The following is an 18,227-nucleotide window of genomic DNA, read 5'->3' as shown; positions in this document are numbered from 1 at the left end:
TGGGGAGGAATGACCGATGGTCACGAAAACAGTGCTGATCTCCGGCGCGGGTGTCGCCGGGTCGACGCTGGCGCACTGGCTGGCTCGCGCGGGGTACCGCCCGACCGTGGTGGAACGCGCGGCGGGACTGCGCTCGAGCGGGAGTCCGGTCGACGTGCGCGGGCCGGCCGCCGAGGTGGCGCGGAAGATGGGCATCAGCTCGCGGCTGCGGGCGGCGGCCACCGGCGTCACGAGCCTGACGTTCGTGAACGACCGCGGGAAGACCGTCGGCCGGGTGCCGATGGACGACGCCGGCACCGATGTCGAGCTGACCCGCACCGACCTCGCGCGCATCCTGCACGACGCGAGTGCCGGCGACGCGGAGTACGTGTTCCACGATTCCGTCGTCGCCCTTGAGCAGGACGCGGGCGGCGTCGACGTCACGTTCGAACGCGGTGCACCGCGGCGGTTCGACTTCGTGGTGGGCGCCGACGGGCTGCACTCGGCGGTGCGCCGGCTCGCGTTCGGGCCGGAGCCGGGATTCGTGGAGCACATGGGCGTGTACGTCGCGACCATGCCGTTCGACGGGCCGGTGAGCGATCGCAGTGAGATCGTCATGTACAACTCGCCGGGACGTGCGGTGGCGGTGCACCCGTCGAAAGGGCGCGGGATCGTGGCGTTCATGTTCCGCGGCCGGGAGGTGCCCGGCTTCGACTACCGCGACACCGAGCAGCACAAGCGGTTGCTGGAGAACGCTTATGCCGGCGCGGGCTGGCGGGTGCCCGAACTGCTCGGCCAGGTGCGCGTGGCCGAGGACTTGTACTTCGATTCCGTGAGCCGCGTGCGCGTCCCGGAGTGGTCGGCGGGCCGGATCGTTCTGGTGGGCGACGCGGCTTCGTGCGTGTCGTTGTTCGGCGACGGCTCGACGCTGGCGATGGCCGGGGCGCACACGCTCGCGACGGAACTGGCCGCGAGCCCGGACGATCCCGTTGTGGCCTTCCGGCGGTACGAGGCGGCGCACCGGAAGCTGTCGAATCCCAAGCAGCGCAACGTTCCCGTGGCCGCGGCGTTGCTGATCCCCGCGACGCGCGCGGGGATGGCGGTGCGCAACTTCGGAACTCGGTTGCTGCCGTTGGTGTCCGCCGCGCAGAAGCTGGCGCTGGCCAAGAGCGCGTGAGGCCTGGGGATCCCGCTGTCCACGACGACGGCCGCTGCGTCCGCGTGCGCAGCGGGTGCAGCGGCCGTCGGGATGTGACGGGAGTGGTCAGCTGACCTTTTCCCGGGGGAACGGCTCAGGAGGCCATTCCGGGGGCCATTCGGGCGGGAGCTCCGATGGCCAGATCGGGTCGGAACCGGCCGGGGAGTGGCCGGAGTGGGACCGGCCGGGGAGGGAGCTGCCGGGGTGCGATTGCCGGGGGGCCGGGCTGCTGGGGTGCGACTGCTGGGGTCGCGGACCGCCAGGCTGGGACTGGCGCGGGAGCGGGCCGCTGGGGTGGGACTGCTGGGGTCGCGGACCGCCGGGCTGGGGCTGGCGGGGAAGCGGACCGCCGGGCTGGGGCTGGCGGGGAAGCGGACCGCTGGAGTGCGGCTGGTGGGAGTGCGGGCTGCTGAGTGGGGGCTGCTGGGGGAGCGAGCCGCCGGGAACGGGTTGGCCGGGGGTGGCGACGACGGAAACGTCGGGAAGGCCGGAAGCGTCGGCGGGGCGGCGGGCGGGGCTCTGCCAGCGGCCCGTGGAGCGTTCGCGCCAGGCGCGGGGGAGCGTCCAGAGGGCGACGAACGCGTCGAGACAACGAAGAGGGAGGTAGAAGGGCGCCATGAGCAGGTAGCGGGCACGGCGTTCGACGAGGGCGACGGCGATCGTCAGGATCACGTCGGGCAGGAGGATGCCGAAGGCGATCGTCGGGAGGTTGACGTAGTGGCCGACGGCGAGGGTGACGTCACCGGCGACGGGAAGGGCGAGGAAGCCGGGTATTTCGGCGAGGAGGAGCAGGACGACGACCAGAGGCAGCAGGGCCATGAAGGTGCTGGCCAGCACGAGCTCCACGATGTAGAGGCCGAGCATGGCCGTGAAGAGGTTGGCGCGGGGCCGGAAGCGGCGGACGCTCTGCCAGAACCCCAGTGCCCACCGGCGGGTCTGGTGCAGGTAGTCGTGCAGTGAAGCCGGATCCTGGGTGACGGCGACGGCGCCCAGCGAAAACCCGACTTTGCCCAGGCGCCGGCGGTAGACCTCGAACGTCATGTTGAAGTCCTCGATCACGAGGCCCGGCGGGTTGATGTCGATCTGGGGCAGCACGTGGGCGCGGTAGAGGCTGGCGAAGCCCGGGACGATCGTCGTCGCGTTGGTGCGGTGCCAGGTTTGGCCGAACTTGAGGAGGCGTTGGAGCAGGGCGTAGATGCGGGAGCGGTGCGCGGTGAACAGCCAGGCGGTGAAACCCCGCTTCGCGGCGGACCAGTCGGTGGCGGCGCAGCCGGCGACGGCGACCACGGCCGGGTCGTCGAACTCCGGGAGGGCGGCGTCGAAGTAGCCCGGGTCGAGGCGGGTGTCGGCGTCGAGCAGCAGCACGGCGTCGTAGCGGGTGGCCAAGGAGAAATGGCGCACGCCTTCTTCGAGGGCACCGGCTTTGCCGACGTTGACGGGAGTCTCGGTGACGTGCACGCCGCACGCGTGGGCGATCTCGACCGTGCGGTCGGTGGAGCCGTCGGAGACGACGTGGACGTTTTCGGGCGGCACGAGGCGGGTGATGGCGGCCAGCGAGTCGGCGATCACGACTTCCTCGTTGTGCGCGGCCATGAGCACGGCGACGCGCGAGCGGTGCACGTGGCCCGGGTGCTGGCGCGGCACGGGCGACGGCCGGGCCGGCCGCGGCCGGCGGATGCGGTTCTCGATCGCGCGCGCGAGCCCGGCTGTGCCCCACAGCGTGAAGTTCACCCCGAAGACGAAAATTGCCATCAGCCAAAGGGGGATCATCGAGCCTCCGCGGGTGTCCAGAAAGTGTCGAGTTTGGACCAGACGAGGTCGTCCTCCGCACCGAACAGCCAGAGGAAGACCCCGCCGATCCCGAACTGCCGGGCGTGCGCGAACTTGATCGAGGCGCTGTAAGCGTTCTCGAACCACACGTCGTGCCGCTGCCCGGCGGAATCGGTGTAGGTGAAGTGCGGCGACTCGCTGAAACCGTCCCACTCCACGGGCGCGCCGAACTCCCGCGAGCGGCCGTAGGCCTGCACCCACGTCACCGGCACGCCGTTGTGGCCCACCCAGTCGTAGCCGTACATGGGCACGCCCAGGACGATCTTCCCGGGCGGGATCTGCGTCACGGCGTACGTCAGCACGTCGCGGACCCAGCCCTCGGGCGCGATCGGACCCGGGGCGGACGTCTGCCAGTGGTAGTCGTAGGCCATCAGCCGCACCTGGTCGGCCACGCGGCCCAGCGCGGCGTAGTCCTGGGCGCGGTTGCGCTCGTCGTAGCCGGCGTCCGTGGTCTTGGCGAAGACGTCGACCGACAGGCGTTTTTCGTTGCGGTGCAGGGAATCCGCGAGCCGCGTGATGAACTCCGTGAACGCCGCGCGATCGTCGGCGCGCAGCTCCTCGTAGTCGATGTCGATACCCGCGAAGTCCTCGCGCACGGCCAGCGCGACGATGTCCGCCACGTGCTGCGTCAGCGACGGCGGATCGTGCAGGATCCGCTGCACGATCTGCGGGTGCCACCGGCCTTCGGTGACGTTCGCGATCGTCGGCGTGAGGTCCACGCCGGTGGCGCGCAACCGCGCGAGATCATCCGCCCGTCCCGACTGCGGGACGAGCCGGCCCTCGGCGTCGAGGCCGTACAGCCACGGCGACGCCTCCGTGACCTGCGACGAGTGCGCCTGCACGGTCATGGTCCCGTCGGCCAGGTTCCAGTAGGGGAGCGACGCGATCGTCTGCGGCTGCACGGCCGCGCGCGCTCCCCCGTCCCGCAGCAACGTCAGCACCAGCAGCTCGCAGACCAACAGCAGGGCGACCCGGCCGCGGCGACGCGGCCGGTCCGGGTGCGGTGTCCTCAACCGGCGACGGCGGCCCGCAAGTGCGCCCGCCGGTCGTCGATCACGGCGTCGATGGTTTCCCGAAGGCTGTGCGAAGCCCGGAACCCGACCTGCTGCGCGGCCCGCGCGCAGTTCGGAATACGCCGCTGCATGTCCTCGTACCCTTCACCGTAAGCCTCGGCGTAGGGCACCTTCACGATCTCGCTGCTGGACTTCGTCGCCGAGATGACGAGCGCCGCCAGCTCTTCGATGCTCACCTGCTCGGGGCTGCCGAGGTTGTAGACGGTGCCGTGCGCCGACTCGTCGTCGAGCAGCGCGACCAGCGCGGGCACCACGTCGAGCACGTGGCAGAAGCACCGCGTCTGCCGGCCCGTGCCGAACACCGTGAGCGGCTGCCCGGTCAGCGCCTGGTCGACGAACCGCGGCACGACCATGCCGTAGCGGCCGCGCTGGCGCGGACCGACGGTGTTGAACAGCCGCACGAGCACCGTCCGCACACCGAGCTCGGTGCCGTAGAGGTGGGTGAACGTCTCGTCGAGCGCTTTCGCCTCGGCGTAGGACCAGCGGTTCTTCAACGGCGAGCCGACCACGCGGTCGTCGTCCTCGCGCAGGCCGATCGACGTGTTCTTGCCGTAGACCTCGCTGGTCGACGCGACGAGGATGCGGGCGTCGTGCCGCAGCGCCGCGTCGAGCACAACCTCGGTGCCGAGCAGATTGGTGCGCAGGCTCTGGAGGGTCTTGCGCATGATCGTGAACACGCCCACGGCCGCCGCGAGGTGGTAGATCTGCTCGACGCCCGCCAGACACGACTCCACCGCCTCCGGATCGCACACGGAACCGCGGACGATCCGCAGCCGGGGGTCGTCGGCGACAGCCGCGAGGTTCTGCGCCGTGCCGGTGCTGAAGTCGTCCAGCACCACCACTTCGCGGTCTTCGCCGAGCAGCCGCTCGGTCAGGTGGGAACCGATGAAGCCGGCCCCGCCGGTCACCAAGCACCGCATGGGTTCGCCCTTTCGTCGGAGGAATCGCTGGGGTGGGACAGGCCGACGCGGCCGCAACGGACAGGCGAAGCGGCCGCGCCGGGGTCAGACGAGTTCGCGGTGCCCGGCGGCCTCGAACGTGTAAGTCGCGTCGAGGACCAGCGGGCAGTGCTCGATCCAGTCGTAGGACTGTCCGGGGTGGACGGTGTGGATCAGCACCAGGTCGAAGTCGGTGCCGTGCGGATCGGGGACGCTCTGCAACGACCGCCCGCCCAGCGAGAGCTCCGGGACGAGCGGGTCGTGGTAGTCGACCTTGGCGCCGAGCGCGACCAGGCGCTCGAGGATCTCGAGGGCGGACGACTCGCGCAGGTCGCGCACGCCCGGCTTGTACGTCACGCCCACCACGACGATGTGCGTTCCCGCCACCCCGCGGCCGGCGGCGGACAGCGTCGCGGTCACGCGGTCGGCCACCTGGCCGGGCCGGTGGGCGATCGACGTCATGGCCTGGCTGATCAGCGGAGCGGCGCCGCGGGCCTCGCGCAGCTGCCACAGCAGGTAGTGCGGGTCGCACGGGATGCAGTGGCCGCCGACGCCCGGGCCGGGGTAGAAGCTCATGAAGCCGTACGGTTTGGTCGCCGCCGCGCGCGTGACCTCGATCGGGTCGAGTGCGAGCGTCGAGCAGATCCCGGCGAACTCGTTGGCCAGTGCGATGTTCACCGCCCGGAACGAGTTCTCGTACAGTTTCGTCAGCTCCGCCGCTTCGGCCGAAGAGACCTCGTGCACGAGCGGGGTCAAGCGTTCCAGCACCCGCCGCGCGCGGCCGGAGCACGCCGCCGTGCAGCCGCCGACGACGCGGGGCGTGCCGAGTTGCGTGTGCTCGGGGACGCCGGGGTCGATGCGCTCCGGGCTGAACGCGACGAACACGTCCTCGCCGACCACGAGACCGCGGTTCGCCAACGGTTCCACGAGCAGCTCCCGCGTGGTGCCGACGTAGCTGGTGGACGTGAGGATGAGCGTCTGCCCCGGCCGCGCGTGCTCGACCACGGCCTGGCACGCCGAGTGCAGCGGGCCGAGGTCCGGGGTCAGGTACCGGTCCAGCGGCGTCGGGACGCAGATGATCACCGAGTCGGCTTCGGCCAGCCGCGCGGGGTCGGCGGTGAGTTCGAAGCGGTCGTCGCCGCGGGCCGCCGCCAGGCGCGCGAGGTCGGCGTCGACCAGGTCGGGGTGGCCGGAGGCGATGGTCTCGCGCCGGGCGGTGCTCGTGTCGAGGCCCAGCACGCGCGCGCCGTCGGCGTGCAGGCCCAGCGCCGTCGGCAGGCCCACGTAGCCCATGCCGACGACGGCGGTTGACGCGAGGCCGTCGGCCTCGTCGAGTGGCGATTCGGCCATGAGAGTCAAGGGAGTTCCCCTTTCCGGGCCGGCGTCTGGCCGGTGGGCTCGATGCCGGCGGCTCGGGCGATCTTCACGACTTCCAGTCCGCTGTGGACCTTCAGCTTGCGGAACAGGTTTCTGGTGTGCGTGCGCACGGTGTGGCGGGAAAGCTGGAGCCGGGCCGCGATCTGGTCGCTGCGGTCGCCGTCGACCATCGCGATCAGCACTTCGCGTTCTCGCTCGCTCAGCACGTCGAGGGGGTTCGACCCGCTCCGGTGCGGTGCCGCGCCGTCGCGGCGCAGCCGGTCGAACAACGCGGCCAGCAGCTCCGGCGGGTACCACGCGTGCCCGGCGCGGGCGCCGCGGACGCGGTCGAGCAGGTCGGCGAGCGAGCTCTCCTTGGGGATCCACGTGTCGATCCCGGCGTAGGCCGCGGCCACCGCGAGATCTCGGTCCCGGCTCGCGGTGAGGGCCACGAAACGCGCGGCTGGTGCCGCTTCGCGCCAAGTGCTGATCCGCTCGCGCACGTCGGTCAGCGACTGCAGCTCGACGGTCACCACGTCCGGTTGCTGCGCCGCGAGCTCGGAGCGCAACGCCGGGTCCGCGGCGGGCCGGGTCCCGACCACCCTGATCCACGGCACGGTGGCGAGGCTCGACGTCAGCACGTCGGCCACCATGCGGTGGTCTTCGATCAGGAAGAGGCGGGTGGTGTCCACGCCGCAAAGCAAAGCAGCGCGCGCACGGGCTTGTCCTCAGCCAGCTGTGCGAAATGCGGACTCATGCAGATGACGGAGATCCCGCATTTGCGGTAGGCGGCCTCGTCTTCGAGGGGGATCCGGTGCCGCGGTCTGGACAATACGGTCGGCTCAGGAATCCCCGAGCTATTGGTGGCCACCCATGCAACGAACAAGGCGGAAACACCGCAAGCCCCGCAAGGGCTTCGACTTCCGGCGGGCGCGCACGAAGCTCGCGGTCTGCGCGGCCGCGCTGCTGTGCGTGCTGCCGGCGTTGGCGGCGGAGAGCCCCACGGCTTCCGCGTCGCCGACCCGGCCGCTCGCCGTGACCCTCACGTTCGACGACGGCAACGCCGATCAGATGAACGCGCTGCCGATCCTGCAGAAGTACAACATGAAGGGCACCTTCTACATCATCAGCGGTTCGGTCGGCGCGCCCGGTTACCTCACCCAGGCCGACTTGCAGACGATCGCCGGTGCCGGCAACGAGATCGGCGGGCACACCGTCACGCACCCCGACCTCGCCACCGTGCCCGCCGACGAGGCGAAGCGGCAGATCTGCAACGACCGCGCGGCGCTGGCCGGCCTGGGCTACTCCGTCACGAGCTTCGCGTACCCGTACGCGTCGCTGACGACCGCGGTCAAGGACACCGCGCGCACCTGCGGGTACAACAGCGCTCGCGGGCTCGGTGACATCGCTTCGGCGCACGGCTGCGCCGGCTGTCCCGCTGCCGAGACGACGCCGCCCCGCGACGCGTTCGAGCTGCGCGCCCTCGACGAGGACGACAACACCTGGACGCTGGAGCAGATGCAGAGTGCCGTCACCGCGGCCGAGAACACCGGCGGCCTGCTCACGTTCACCTTCCACCACGTCTGCGACGGCACGGGGTGCGACGAGCTGTCGATCCCGACCACGCGGCTCGATCAGTTCCTGTCGTGGCTGTCCACGCGCACGAGCGTGGGTACGACGGTGAAGACGATGAACGAGGTCATCGGCGGCACGGTGAAGCCGATCGTGACCGCGCCGGCGTCGACGAACACGACGCTGGCCAACACCTCGCTCGAGAGCTCGACGAGCGGCACGGGGTTCCCCGACTGCTACATGCCGGGTGGCTACGGCGGCAACACCCCGACGTGGACCCGCACCACCGACGCGCACACGGGCACCAGCGCCGAGCGGCTCGACGTCACCAACTACACGGACGGTGACGCGAAGCTGCTGCCGACGTTCGACCTCGGCGCCTGCACACCCGCGGTGACCGCGGGCAGCACGTACACCGTCGGCGTCTGGTACAAATCCACGGCGATCACGCAGTTCGCGCTGTACTACCGCAACACGCAGGGCTTCTGGCAGTACTGGACGTCCGGTCCGTGGCTCGCGCCGGCGGCGAACTGGACGCAGGGCACGTTCACCACGCCCCCGGCGCCCGCCGACGCGGTCGGGATGAGCTACGGCCTCGCGCTCATCGCCAACGGTTCCCTGACCACCGACGACTACTCGTTCACCGCAGGATCGGGCGCGGCCGCCGCGGCCGCCATCCAGGCGTCGCCCACGAGTCCGCGCAGGTTCGCGGTGCCGAGCCGCAACTCGCTGAAGGCGGGCGTGTTCGGCAAGCACGCGAAGCCGCTGGTTCCATCGAAGCCGGGCCAGGTCATCGCTCCCGCGGAGCCCGGTGACTGAGGTCCGTCCACCGTCGCCGCCCGGCTGGAGCCGCCGGGCGGCGACCCGGATCAGGTTCGCGGTGTGGGGTCTGGCGGCCGTGTTGATCACCGCGTCCTGCACCGGCGCGCCCGTCCCCTCCCCCCGGGCGGGCGCGCCGGCGGTGCAGCCTTCGCCGCACGGATACCCGTGGCACACGGGGATCGTCGCGACGACGTTCTGGGTCGGGGAGGTGTTCGACCCGAACGCCGAGGACGGCAGCCAGGTCCGATCGGCGTACGACGACCGCTGGCTGGAGCACTACGGTGGCTGCGACGGCGCCGTCGTCGCCGGAAACTGCGAGACCGAACGGCGGACGGCGGCCAACGGATTCTTCCCCATTCGCCTCGTCCCACGCGAGAATCCGTTCTACCTCGACCTTCCTTTTGACGATGTGGGGAACGAGGCTGCACACCGGCAACGCGCTCAGGTGGTGCCGTGGGCGCGCGACGAGTATTATTCCGCTCGGATTTCGGATCGAACCTTCAGTCTTCTGAAAAATCGCTGGGTTCGCATTCGCAACGGGGGCAGGATCTGCTACGGGCAGATCCAGGACGCCGGCCCCGGCGAGTACGACGACGCCCGGTACGTGTTCGGCTCCGATGACGCCCGGCCGGCGAACCGCCGGTTCAACGGTGCCGGTCTGGACGTCTCACCTGCGCTGAACGGGTGTCTCGGGTTCACCGACCTCAACGGTGAAGACGATCGGGTGGACTGGCAGTTCGCCGAAGCCGCCGAAGTGCCGCCCGGTCCGTGGAAGATCGTCGTCACCACGAGTGGGGTTACGCACGAGAACCGATAACCGTCCGCTTCGGATCACCGTCCAATCACGAGTAACGCGCCGAAGATCGCGGACGACTCCCCTCGGTCGGGGAAGTTTAAAGGCGAGGGAATTGCCATGGAATCCGTGCCGGATCGCCGGGCGGGCACCGGGCGCCGGAGCGAGGACCGAACCGTCGAGGCTCTGTGGGGAGTGCTGCACGATCTCGGACACGAGATCACGGCACTGGCCTACCTGGTCGAGGCGGAGTTCAAGGATCCGGCCGGGGCGGGGTTGATCGGCGAGCAGGTGGCACGCCTGCGCGCGCTCGTCGCCCACGCGCTGGCCGCCGAGACGCACGCGGAGGTCGTGCAGCTGCGGCCGTTGCTGGCGCAGCTGGTGAAGCTGACCGATCGGGTCAGCGAGCCGTCGGTGGTGCTCGTGGACGGTGCCGCGGCCGCGGTCCGTGCGGACGGCACGATCCTGTGGCGGATCCTGGCCAACGTGCTCGGCAACGCCGTGCGGGCCGCCGGGGTGGGCGGGTCCGTGCGCGTGGAGCTCACGGCCAACTCGCCGGTCACCGTGTCGATCTCGGACGACGGGCCCGGGTTCGGGCGCATCCCGCCGGGCACGGCGTCGCTGGGGCTGGTCACGGTCGCGCGGCTGGCCGAGTCCTGCGGTGCGCAGACGCTCGTCGGTCCGGGCGACGCGGGGGGCACTTGCGTGCGGATCGTCTTCCCCAGCCGGATGACTGAAGGGGAGGAACATCCATGACGAGCATCGTCCTCGGTGACGATCACAAGGTTTTTCTGGACGCGCTGGCCGGGCTGCTGGAGCGGAACGGGATGCGGGTGGTGGGCACGGGCCGCACGCTCGCGGAAGTGGTGGACCGGGTGCGCCACACGCGCCCGGACGTCTGCCTGCTCGACCGCAACTTCGGCGAGGGGCCCGTTGAAGACGGTGTCGCGGCGACGCTGGACGCCAGCCCGGGGACGAAGGTCATCATGCTCACGGCGAGCCCCGGCACCATCGCGGTGGCCGATGCCCTGCGCTCCGGCGCGGCCGGCTACGTGCACAAGACGCGGGGCGTGGAGCACCTCATCAGCGCCATCGGCCGCGTCGTGGAGGGCGAAACCCACGTCGACGTCCCAGCCCGCACCGCCGAGCCGGCCGCGGACCGCTCGAGCGACATCGACTTGCGCGAACGCTTTCTCACCGCCCGCGAACGCCAGTGCCTCGCGATGCTCATCGACGGCAACACCACGGAGACCATGGCGCGCCGCCTGGGCGTGTCGACCGCGACGGTGCGCAGCCACGTCCAGGGCGTGCTCGTGAAGCTGGGGGTCCACTCCCGCCTGGAGGCCGCGGCCCTCGCGGTGCGCCACGCGCTGGTGCCGGCCGCGTCGCTGAACCCGGAGTTCCAGGCTCAGCTCGGCTGAGCCGCCGCGTCACGACCCCGGCAGCTCGGCCTTGAGCCGGTCGAGCCAGCGGCCGACGGTTTCGTCGTAGCGGCCGGGGTCGTTGGCCGGCGCGGCTTGCGCGACCGCCGCGTTAACGTGGTCGCGCACGGTGGCCGCGAACTCGGGCAGCACCCAGATCGTCTGGTGGTAGTCGCCGCGCATCGGCACGGCGGCGACCTCTTCGTACCCGGCCGTGGCTTCGAGGTTGCGCACGCCGTAGCGGACGTCCTGCACCTGCGGGCTCGGCGCGGTGATGATCACGACGGTCGGCCGGGCGGCCGTGATGACGCGCGTCGGGTCGGCGCCGCGGGAGATCTGGGGGTCGTTCAGGCCGATGTAGTCGATCGCGTGCCAGCCGCTGTAGTACGGGATCGCGCCGGCGTCGCCGACGGCGAGCGTGCGCGCTCGCGCCGGCACGGCGGCGGCCGCGAGTCCCCGGCCGATCGCGACGTGGGCCCGCTGCAGATCCGGCCCGTAGTTGACCATCAGGCCGAGATCGGGCGCGGTCGCGCCGGCGACGGCCGACCAGGCGACGGCGATCGTGCCGGCCAGCGCTGTCAGCCACCGCCCGCCCAGCGCGGACGCGGCGAGCCCGGCGCCGAGGCAGAGCACGGGCACGCCGTGGTCGGCGAAGCGGCCGAGGTAGTCCATCGTCGGCCCGGACACGGCGTACGTCACGTAGGTCAGCAGCACCGTGGCCACGAGCAGAGCGCCGGCCGCGCGGGTGGACCGGCGGAGCAGGAGTGACAGGGTCAGCACGAGGAGCGGCAGCAGCAGCCAGAACGTGGTGTTCACCCACGTACGGCCGGACGCGAGGTCACCGAACTTGACGTAGAACGTGTTCGGCAGCAGCTGGCCGTAGTACTGCCAGCGCCACGCGAAGTACCCGGCGCCGACCACCACGGCCGCGGCGGTCCACAGCCACGTCGCGCGGCTGCGGCGGGTCAGCCACAACCAGACGAGGACGGCCGGCAGCGCGGCCAGCACGCCGTCGGGTCGCAGCGTGCCGAGCACGAGCAGGAGCAGCGGCGGTTCCCACGGGTGGACGTGCTCGCCGTCGAGCGCCCGCAGGCCGAGCACCGTCGCGCGCAGCAGGACGGCGGCGAACACCGCCGTTTCCAGTCCACTGGTGATGTGGAAGTAGGTCGGCAGGAACACCACGTACGCGCCGCCCGCCACGAGTGCGCCCGCCAGGCCGCCGCGCCGGTGCCCGGTCCGCACCAGCATCAGCAGCGTCAGCAGGCCGAAGACGAGCGACGTCAGCTTCATGAACAGCGGCAGCGCGAACCCGAGCCACGCGCCCAGCGCCGCCCACAGCACCCACAGGAAGTCGGTGAAGCCCTCCACGCGCGCGCCGTCCGGATTCCACACGGGACCGTGGCCGGCGACGAGGTTCGCCGCGTAGCGGAAGCTGATGAAGGCGTCGTCGATCGTGAAGAACCAGGCCGACCAAGCGCCGGCGAGGAAGACGACGAACAGGCCGAGCCCCGTCAGCACCAGCGCCCGGCGGGGTGGCCGCCCGGTCCGCGTGCTCGTGGCTGGTTCGGACGTGCTGGTCATGCGAATCCCGTGGTCGACGAACGGTGACGACCCCGACCGGTCGAAACCTCAGCGGAACTTGGGGGCCGATGACGGAGGTGCCGGGTTCGTGCCCTTCGGGCCCCACTGTCGAGTGTGTCGCACATCCGCGGCCAGGACTTGGTTTATTCCTCGGCAGGAGACGATCCACATCTCAGAGCGGACAACTTGATTGTGCGCAATTAAGTTGTACTCTTCAGGGGCAAGCGAGAAACCCGACCTTCCAGGAGTCAGAGATGCGCACCCGTATTCGCCTCACCAAGATCGCCGCCGCCACCGTCGCGCTGGCCGCGGCCGCCGTGTTCGCCGCCGTGCCTTCGTCGGCGGCGCCGCAGCAGCAGGAAGCGCAGGCGAACCACAAGGTGAAACCGGCGATCGTGCTGGTGCACGGCGCGTTCGCCGACGCGTCGAGCTGGAACGGCGAGGTCGAGCGGCTCGAGCGACGCGGCTACCACGTGATCGCGGCGGCGAACCCGCTGCGGGGCGTCGCGTCCGACGGGGCCTACATCAAGGCGCTGGTGGACAGCGTGGACGGGCCGGTCGTGCTCGTCGGCCACTCCTACGGCGGCTCGGTGATCAGCGCCGCGGCGCTGAACGACCCGAAGGTGCAGGCGCTGGTCTACATCGCGGCCTTCCTCCCCGACCAGGGCGAGTCCGCCGGTGGGCTGTCGGCCAAGTTCCCGGGCAGCACGCTCGGCGACACGCTCCAGCAGGTCGCCCTCCCCGGCGGTGAGACCGACCTCTACGTGAAGCAGGACCTGTTCCCGAAGCAGTTCGCGGCTGACGTCGCGCCGGCGCAGGCGCGCCTCATGGCCGTCGAGCAGCGGCCGATCACCGCGGCGGCACTGGACGAGGCCTCGGGCCCGGGCGCGTGGAAGAACATCCCGTCGTGGAGCCTGATCCCGACCGGTGACAAGAACATCCCGCCGGCGGCGCAGGAGTGGATGGCCAAGCGCGCCCACGCCCACACCGTCGTCGTGCCCGGCGCTTCGCACGCGGTGCTCGTCTCGCGGCCGGACAAGGTCACCGACATCATCCTGAGCGCGGCCGACGCGACCACCAAGTAACGCTCGCTGCGAACGAAAGCCCCGGCCGCGGCCGGGGCTTTCCTCGTGGGGTCAGGCGCCGATCAGCCGATCCACCAACGCGACGTACTCGGCCACCAGCTCGTCCCGGCTCAGCCGGCCGGCGGGGGAGAACCACTCGCGCACGCCGTTGAGCATGTCGAGCACCGCCATGGTCGTGACGGCGACGTCGTCGATGCGGAAGTCGCCGGCGGCGGCGCCTTCGGCGAGGGTGTCGCGGACGGCGTCGTGGTAGGCCGTCTGCAGCCGGATGCCTTCTTCCTGCTGGACGGGGTCGAGCGCGTACCGGATGGGGTTGCCCACCAGCAGTTCCGGACGCCGGTCGTCGCTCAGTTCCAGGTGCCGGCGCACGGTCCGGCGGATGCGCTCGGCCGGCGGCAGCGAGCGGTCCCGCAGCACCGGCACCGTCGCGGCGACGAAGTCGGTCATGAACCGCGACACGATGGCGTGCAGCACTTCCTGCTTGTTGGTGAAGTGGTGGTACATCGTCGACGACGAGATCCCGACGGCGTCCGCGATGTCCCGGATCGACGTGGCGCCGTAGCCGCGCTCGTGGAAGAGCTCGCTCGCGCGCCCGAGGATCAGGCCGCGCAGCGCGGGCCCGTCGTCGAGACTCTTCTTCCTGGCCACGGCGCTCCTTTCGACCGGATGTGCGCAAGCGCGGGGGACGATCGTGCCGATCGTACGATCGACACGTTGACGCGCCGAACACAGCGTGGTTAACCTGGGTGTCGATCAATCGATCGGCACGCGAGGGTGGGGCAAGGGTGGAACAGGACTGGTCGCCGCTTCCGCGGCCGGGCAGCCGGGTGGTGGTCACGGGCGCGGCCGGTGGGCTCGGGCAGGCGCTCGTCAAGGCGTTGACGCAGGCGGGAACCCGGGTGGTCGGCATCGACCGGGTGGCAGCTCCCACCGGAAACCCCGACGCCGGCGACACCGAGCACCCGGCGGACCACCTCACCGCCGACCTGACCGACGAAACCGCCGCCGCCCAGGCCGTCTCCGCGGCGACCGACCGGCTCGGCGGCCTCGACGCCCTGATCGGCGCCGCCGGGGTGGTCGACACCGTGCACCGCGCCGGCACGTTCCCGCTCGCCGCGTTCAAGTCCGATGTGGACACCAACCTCGTCGCGCAGTTCGTCGTCGCCCGCGCGGCGCACGCGGCGCTGAAGGAATCCCGCGGCGCGATCGTCTTCCTCTCGTCCGTAGCCGCCGAAGACGGGTTGCCCGGGCAGGCGGCGTACGCGGCGGCGAAGGCCGGCGTGCTCGGCCTGACCCGTTCGCTCGCCGCGGAGTGGGCCGGCGACGGCGTGCGTGTGAACGCGGTGGCGCCCGGCCTCTTCGCGACGCCCAAGGTCCTCGCCCTGCCGCCGGCGGCGCGCGACCGGCTGCTCACCGACGTGCCGATGGGCCGCGTCGCGACGCTCGGCGAAGTCGTCGGCTCCGTGCTCTACCTGCTTTCCCCGGCCGCGGGGTACACCACGGGCCAGGCGCTGCGCCTCGACGGCGGTGCCGGGCTCACCCGCGGCGGCTTCTACCGCTGACCGCCAGGAGATCCCCGATGTCCCCCAGCACCTTGCCCGCCATGCTCGTCGCCGTCGCCGAGAGACACGGGCCGAGCGAAGCCCTCGTCGACGGCGAACTGCGCCTCTCCCACCACGAAATGGTCCGCCGCGCGGCCGTCTTCTCGACGCGGCTGCGTGAGCTCGGTGTCGAACCCGGCGACCGCGTCGCGATCCTGCTGCCCAACGGCTGGCAGTACGCCGTCGGCTACTTCGGCGTGCAGCTCGCGGGCGCCGTCGCCGTGCTCGTGAACACGCGCTTCACCCGTCCTGAGATCGACCACGTGCTCGGCGACAGCGGAGCGAAGCTCGTGCTCACCGACCGCGATCTGCCGGGCGCGCCGACCGTGGACGCGGCCGCGCTCACCGCCGACACCGGCGAAACCGCCGATCCCGCCGCCCAGCCGGGCCAGCAGTGTGAACCCGGCGACGTCGCGCACCTGCTGTACACGTCCGGCACCACCGGCCGGCCCAAGGGCGCGATGCAGACGCACGCCAACCTGATGTTCAACGCCGGCACCGTGCGCGAGCGCCTCGGCGCCGCTCCCGGCGAACGCACCCTCGTCGCCGCGCCGATGTTCCACGCCACCGCGATCGTTTCGCAGTTCGTCGGGTTCCTCGCCAACGGTGCGTGCTGCGTGTTCACGCCGGCGTTCAAGGCGGAGACGGTCGTGGCGCTCATCGCCGCCGAGCGCATCACGTTCTTCGCGGGCGTCGCGGCGATGCTGCGGCTCATCCTGCTGAAGGCGGACGACGCGGGCGCGGACCTTTCGTCACTGCGGCTGTTCGTGATGGGCGGCTCCCCGGTGCCGGAGCCGTTCCCGGCGCAGGTCGCCGAGCAGCTGCCGGATCTGGTGCTGGGCAACGTCTGGGGCCTCACGGAAGCGACGTCGATCGTCACCTACACCGCGGGTGCGGAGTACAAGAGCCACGCGTGGAGCGTCGGCCCGGTCGTCGACGGCGTCGAGGTCGCGATCGCGCTGCCCGATCAGCCGCCACGCGATCTGCGGGACACCGTCGGCGAACTGTGCGTGCGCGGGCCCGTGGTCGTCGCCGGTTACTGGGGCAATCCGCAGGCCACGGCCGAGACGTTCGTCGACGGCTGGCTGCACACCGGTGACGTGGGCTCGATCGACGCCGACGGGTTCGTGCGCGTGCTCGACCGGCTCAAGGACATGATCATCCGCGGCGGCGAGAACATCTACAGCCTCGAGGTCGAGAGCGCGCTCGCGCAGCACCCGGACGTCGCCGAGGTCGCCGTGATCGGCGTGCCCGACCCGATCTTCGACGAACGCGTGCGCGCGGTCGTGGTGCCGCGGCCCGGGCACTCGCCGTCCGAGGAAAGCCTGCGCGAGCACGCGGTGAAGCTCCTGGCGGACTACAAGGTTCCGGTGGAGTGGCGGTTCGTCACCGAGCTGCCGCGCAACCCGTCGGGCAAGGTCCTGAAGCGGGAGCTCGCGGATGCCGGCTGAGCACGTCGACGTCGTCGTGATCGGCGCCGGGTTCAGCGGGCTCGGCGTCGCCGCGCGGCTCGACAAAGCGGGCTTCCGCTCGTTCCGCGTCCTCGAAGCCGCCGAAGACCTCGGCGGCACCTGGCGCGACAACACGTATCCCGGCTGCGGCTGCGACATCCCGGCGCCGCTGTACTCGTACTCGTTCGCGCAGAAACCCGACTGGACCCGGTTGTTCGCGGGCCAGCCGGAGATCCTGGAGTACCTGCACGACGTCGCGCGCCGGCGCAAGCTGCTGGACCGGCTGCGGTTCGGACAACGCGTCACGCGCGCCGAGTGGGACGAAGCGGCCGGACGCTGGGACGTGACCACGGCGACGGGGGAGACCTACCGCGCGCGGTTCGTCGTGTCGGCCGTCGGCCCGCTGCACTTCCCGGCGGTGCCGCAGCTGCCGGGCGTGGAGTCGTTCAGCGGCGAGGTGTTCCACTCCGCGCAGTGGCGCCACGACGTCGACCTCACCGGCAAGCGCGTCGCCGTGATCGGCACGGGCGCGAGCGCGATCCAGTTCGTGCCGGCGATCGTCGACCGCGTCGCCGCGCTGACGGTGTTCCAGCGGACGCCGCCGTGGATCGTGCCGAAGGCCGACCGCGCGTTCGACGCCCGGCACAAGTTCTGGGCCCGCTGGTTCCCGCCCTACCGCTGGTACGTGCGCGACCGGCTGTACTGGCTCCACGAGAAGCGCGCCGTCGGGTTCGTCGCGGACCCCGCGGCGATGCAGCGCACCGCCGACCTCGCGCGGCGGTTGCTGCGCAAGCAGGTGCCGGACGAGGACCTGCGCACGCGGCTCACGCCGGACTACACGATCGGCTGCAAACGCCTGCTCATCTCCAGCACGTGGTACCCGGCGCTGTCGCAGCCGCACGTCGGCGTGGTTTCCGGTGGCGTCGCTTCGGTGCGGCCCGACGCCGTCGTCTCCGCCGACGGGACGGTCGTGCCCGCCGACGTTCTCGTCTACGGCACGGGCTTCGACACCCAGCACACCATCCGCTTCGACGTCGTCGGCCGCGGCGGCCGCACCCTCGCCGACGCGTGGCGCGGCGGCAACCAGGCCTACCTCGGCACGACCGTCACGGGATTCCCCAACCTGTTCCTCATGGTCGGCCCGAACACGGGGCTGGGCCACAACTCCCAGGTGTTCATGATCGAGGCGCAGGCTTCGTACGTGGTCGCCGCCCTGCGCCGGCTGCGCCGCGCGAAGTCGTTCGACGTGCGTCCCGAGGTCCAGTCCGCCTTCAACGACTGGCTCGACTCGCGCCTGGCTCACACGGTCTGGCAGACGGGCGGTTGCCGCAGCTGGTACCAGGACCCGCGCTCGGGCCGCAACACCGTGCTGTGGCCCGCGGGCACCGTCGAGTTCTGGCGCCGCACGCGGCGCGTCCGGCCGGCGGATTACGTCGTCGAGCCGGCCTGAACCGCTGGGCTGAACGGAGCAATTCGAAACCGCGGCAGAACCTCCGTCGCACCTCCCACGTAGGTAGCGGGTGATCG

Annotated in this window: 16 protein-coding genes; 9 read left to right on the top strand and 7 right to left on the bottom strand. The window is 71.3% G+C overall.

The window, feature by feature from the left end; all coding sequences use genetic code 11:
* Positions 1–16: 16 nt before the first annotated feature.
* Entirely contained in the window at positions 17–1,156 is a 1,140-nt protein-coding gene (locus ACIA77_RS49145) for an FAD-dependent monooxygenase (protein ID WP_395893122.1), read from the top strand.
* An 87-nt stretch (positions 1,157–1,243) separates the two neighbouring features.
* On the opposite strand, the gene ACIA77_RS49140 is transcribed toward ACIA77_RS49145, so the two are convergent.
* The 5 genes from ACIA77_RS49140 to ACIA77_RS49120 all read right to left on the bottom strand — a co-directional run bounded on the left by ACIA77_RS49140 (position 1,244) and on the right by ACIA77_RS49120 (position 7,066).
* Positions 1,244–2,947: a glycosyltransferase gene (locus tag ACIA77_RS49140; RefSeq protein ID WP_395893121.1), complete on the bottom strand. Its 1,704-nt coding sequence runs from the start codon at positions 2,945–2,947 to the stop codon at positions 1,244–1,246.
* A complete protein-coding gene (locus tag ACIA77_RS49135) occupies positions 2,944–4,020 on the bottom strand; it encodes a glycosyl hydrolase family 18 protein (protein ID WP_395893120.1) in 1,077 nt (358 codons plus the stop codon). The genes ACIA77_RS49140 and ACIA77_RS49135 overlap by 4 nt, the downstream gene beginning before the upstream one ends.
* Entirely contained in the window at positions 4,017–5,000 is a 984-nt protein-coding gene (locus ACIA77_RS49130) for an NAD-dependent epimerase/dehydratase family protein (RefSeq protein WP_395893119.1), read from the bottom strand. The genes ACIA77_RS49135 and ACIA77_RS49130 overlap by 4 nt, the downstream gene beginning before the upstream one ends.
* 84 nt (positions 5,001–5,084) lie before the next feature.
* On the bottom strand, positions 5,085–6,368 hold the full coding sequence (locus ACIA77_RS49125) for a nucleotide sugar dehydrogenase (protein WP_395893118.1): 1,284 nt from the start codon (positions 6,366–6,368) through the stop codon (positions 5,085–5,087).
* A gap of 5 nt (positions 6,369–6,373) precedes the next feature.
* Positions 6,374–7,066 carry a LuxR C-terminal-related transcriptional regulator gene (locus ACIA77_RS49120; RefSeq protein ID WP_395893117.1) on the bottom strand — a complete coding sequence of 231 codons (693 nt, stop codon included), beginning with the start codon at positions 7,064–7,066 and terminating at the stop codon, positions 6,374–6,376.
* A 181-nt stretch (positions 7,067–7,247) separates the two neighbouring features.
* Between ACIA77_RS49120 and ACIA77_RS49115 the strand changes: the two genes are divergently transcribed.
* The 4 genes from ACIA77_RS49115 to ACIA77_RS49100 all read left to right on the top strand — a co-directional run bounded on the left by ACIA77_RS49115 (position 7,248) and on the right by ACIA77_RS49100 (position 10,982).
* Entirely contained in the window at positions 7,248–8,765 is a 1,518-nt protein-coding gene (locus ACIA77_RS49115) for a polysaccharide deacetylase family protein (protein WP_395893116.1), read from the top strand.
* Positions 8,758–9,585 carry a hypothetical protein gene (locus ACIA77_RS49110; RefSeq protein ID WP_395893115.1) on the top strand — a complete coding sequence of 276 codons (828 nt, stop codon included), beginning with the start codon at positions 8,758–8,760 and terminating at the stop codon, positions 9,583–9,585. Before ACIA77_RS49115 ends, ACIA77_RS49110 begins: the two co-directional genes overlap by 8 nt.
* A gap of 96 nt (positions 9,586–9,681) precedes the next feature.
* Entirely contained in the window at positions 9,682–10,317 is a 636-nt protein-coding gene (locus ACIA77_RS49105; RefSeq protein ID WP_395893114.1) for a sensor histidine kinase, read from the top strand.
* Complete coding sequence (locus ACIA77_RS49100) at positions 10,314–10,982, top strand: LuxR C-terminal-related transcriptional regulator (RefSeq protein ID WP_395893113.1); 669 nt, start codon at positions 10,314–10,316, stop codon at positions 10,980–10,982. Before ACIA77_RS49105 ends, ACIA77_RS49100 begins: the two co-directional genes overlap by 4 nt.
* A gap of 9 nt (positions 10,983–10,991) precedes the next feature.
* Here the strand turns inward: ACIA77_RS49100 and ACIA77_RS49095 are convergent, their stop codons facing one another.
* The gene (locus ACIA77_RS49095; RefSeq protein WP_395893112.1) at positions 10,992–12,563 is read right to left on the bottom strand and encodes a hypothetical protein; all 1,572 of its coding nucleotides are present in this window, start codon (positions 12,561–12,563) and stop codon (positions 10,992–10,994) included.
* A 254-nt stretch (positions 12,564–12,817) separates the two neighbouring features.
* On the opposite strand from ACIA77_RS49095, the gene ACIA77_RS49090 reads away from it, so the two are divergent.
* Positions 12,818–13,648 carry an alpha/beta fold hydrolase gene (locus tag ACIA77_RS49090; RefSeq protein ID WP_395893111.1) on the top strand — a complete coding sequence of 277 codons (831 nt, stop codon included), beginning with the start codon at positions 12,818–12,820 and terminating at the stop codon, positions 13,646–13,648.
* A 51-nt stretch (positions 13,649–13,699) separates the two neighbouring features.
* Here the strand turns inward: ACIA77_RS49090 and ACIA77_RS49085 are convergent, their stop codons facing one another.
* Entirely contained in the window at positions 13,700–14,296 is a 597-nt protein-coding gene (locus ACIA77_RS49085; RefSeq protein ID WP_395893110.1) for a TetR/AcrR family transcriptional regulator, read from the bottom strand.
* A gap of 137 nt (positions 14,297–14,433) precedes the next feature.
* On the opposite strand from ACIA77_RS49085, the gene ACIA77_RS49080 reads away from it, so the two are divergent.
* Genes ACIA77_RS49080 through ACIA77_RS49070 form a run of 3 tightly spaced genes read left to right on the top strand, consistent with a single transcriptional unit; the run spans position 14,434 to position 18,150 of the window.
* Positions 14,434–15,210, top strand: coding sequence for an SDR family NAD(P)-dependent oxidoreductase (locus ACIA77_RS49080; protein WP_395893109.1), 777 nt, complete (start codon positions 14,434–14,436; stop codon positions 15,208–15,210).
* 17 nt (positions 15,211–15,227) lie between these two features.
* On the top strand, positions 15,228–16,700 hold the full coding sequence (locus tag ACIA77_RS49075) for a class I adenylate-forming enzyme family protein (RefSeq protein ID WP_395893108.1): 1,473 nt from the start codon (positions 15,228–15,230) through the stop codon (positions 16,698–16,700).
* Entirely contained in the window at positions 16,690–18,150 is a 1,461-nt protein-coding gene (locus tag ACIA77_RS49070) for a flavin-containing monooxygenase (protein WP_395893107.1), read from the top strand. Before ACIA77_RS49075 ends, ACIA77_RS49070 begins: the two co-directional genes overlap by 11 nt.
* Positions 18,151–18,227 lie beyond the last annotated feature (77 nt).

Source organism: Amycolatopsis sp. NPDC051903, assembly GCF_044452505.1.
GTDB lineage: Bacteria > Actinomycetota > Actinomycetes > Mycobacteriales > Pseudonocardiaceae > Amycolatopsis.
Note: the sequence above shows the minus strand (reverse complement) of the source record. Positions and strands in the feature narration are given on the sequence as shown.

Bases quoted from the DNA above. Each gene is read 5' to 3' on its own strand.
- ACIA77_RS49145 (WP_395893122.1), top strand. From the start codon at position 17: ATGGTCACGAAAACAGTGCTGATCTCCGGCGCGGGTGTCGCCGGGTCG.
- ACIA77_RS49100 (WP_395893113.1), top strand. From the start codon at position 10,314: ATGACGAGCATCGTCCTCGGTGACGATCACAAGGTTTTTCTGGACGCG.
- ACIA77_RS49130 (WP_395893119.1), bottom strand. From the start codon at position 5,000: ATGCGGTGCTTGGTGACCGGCGGGGCCGGCTTCATCGGTTCCCACCTG.
- ACIA77_RS49125 (WP_395893118.1), bottom strand. From the start codon at position 6,368: ATGGCCGAATCGCCACTCGACGAGGCCGACGGCCTCGCGTCAACCGCC.
- ACIA77_RS49095 (WP_395893112.1), bottom strand. From the start codon at position 12,563: ATGACCAGCACGTCCGAACCAGCCACGAGCACGCGGACCGGGCGGCCA.
- ACIA77_RS49140 (WP_395893121.1), bottom strand. From the start codon at position 2,947: ATGATCCCCCTTTGGCTGATGGCAATTTTCGTCTTCGGGGTGAACTTC.
- ACIA77_RS49090 (WP_395893111.1), top strand. From the start codon at position 12,818: ATGCGCACCCGTATTCGCCTCACCAAGATCGCCGCCGCCACCGTCGCG.
- ACIA77_RS49075 (WP_395893108.1), top strand. From the start codon at position 15,228: ATGTCCCCCAGCACCTTGCCCGCCATGCTCGTCGCCGTCGCCGAGAGA.
- ACIA77_RS49105 (WP_395893114.1), top strand. From the start codon at position 9,682: ATGGAATCCGTGCCGGATCGCCGGGCGGGCACCGGGCGCCGGAGCGAG.
- ACIA77_RS49070 (WP_395893107.1), top strand. From the start codon at position 16,690: ATGCCGGCTGAGCACGTCGACGTCGTCGTGATCGGCGCCGGGTTCAGC.
- ACIA77_RS49115 (WP_395893116.1), top strand. From the start codon at position 7,248: ATGCAACGAACAAGGCGGAAACACCGCAAGCCCCGCAAGGGCTTCGAC.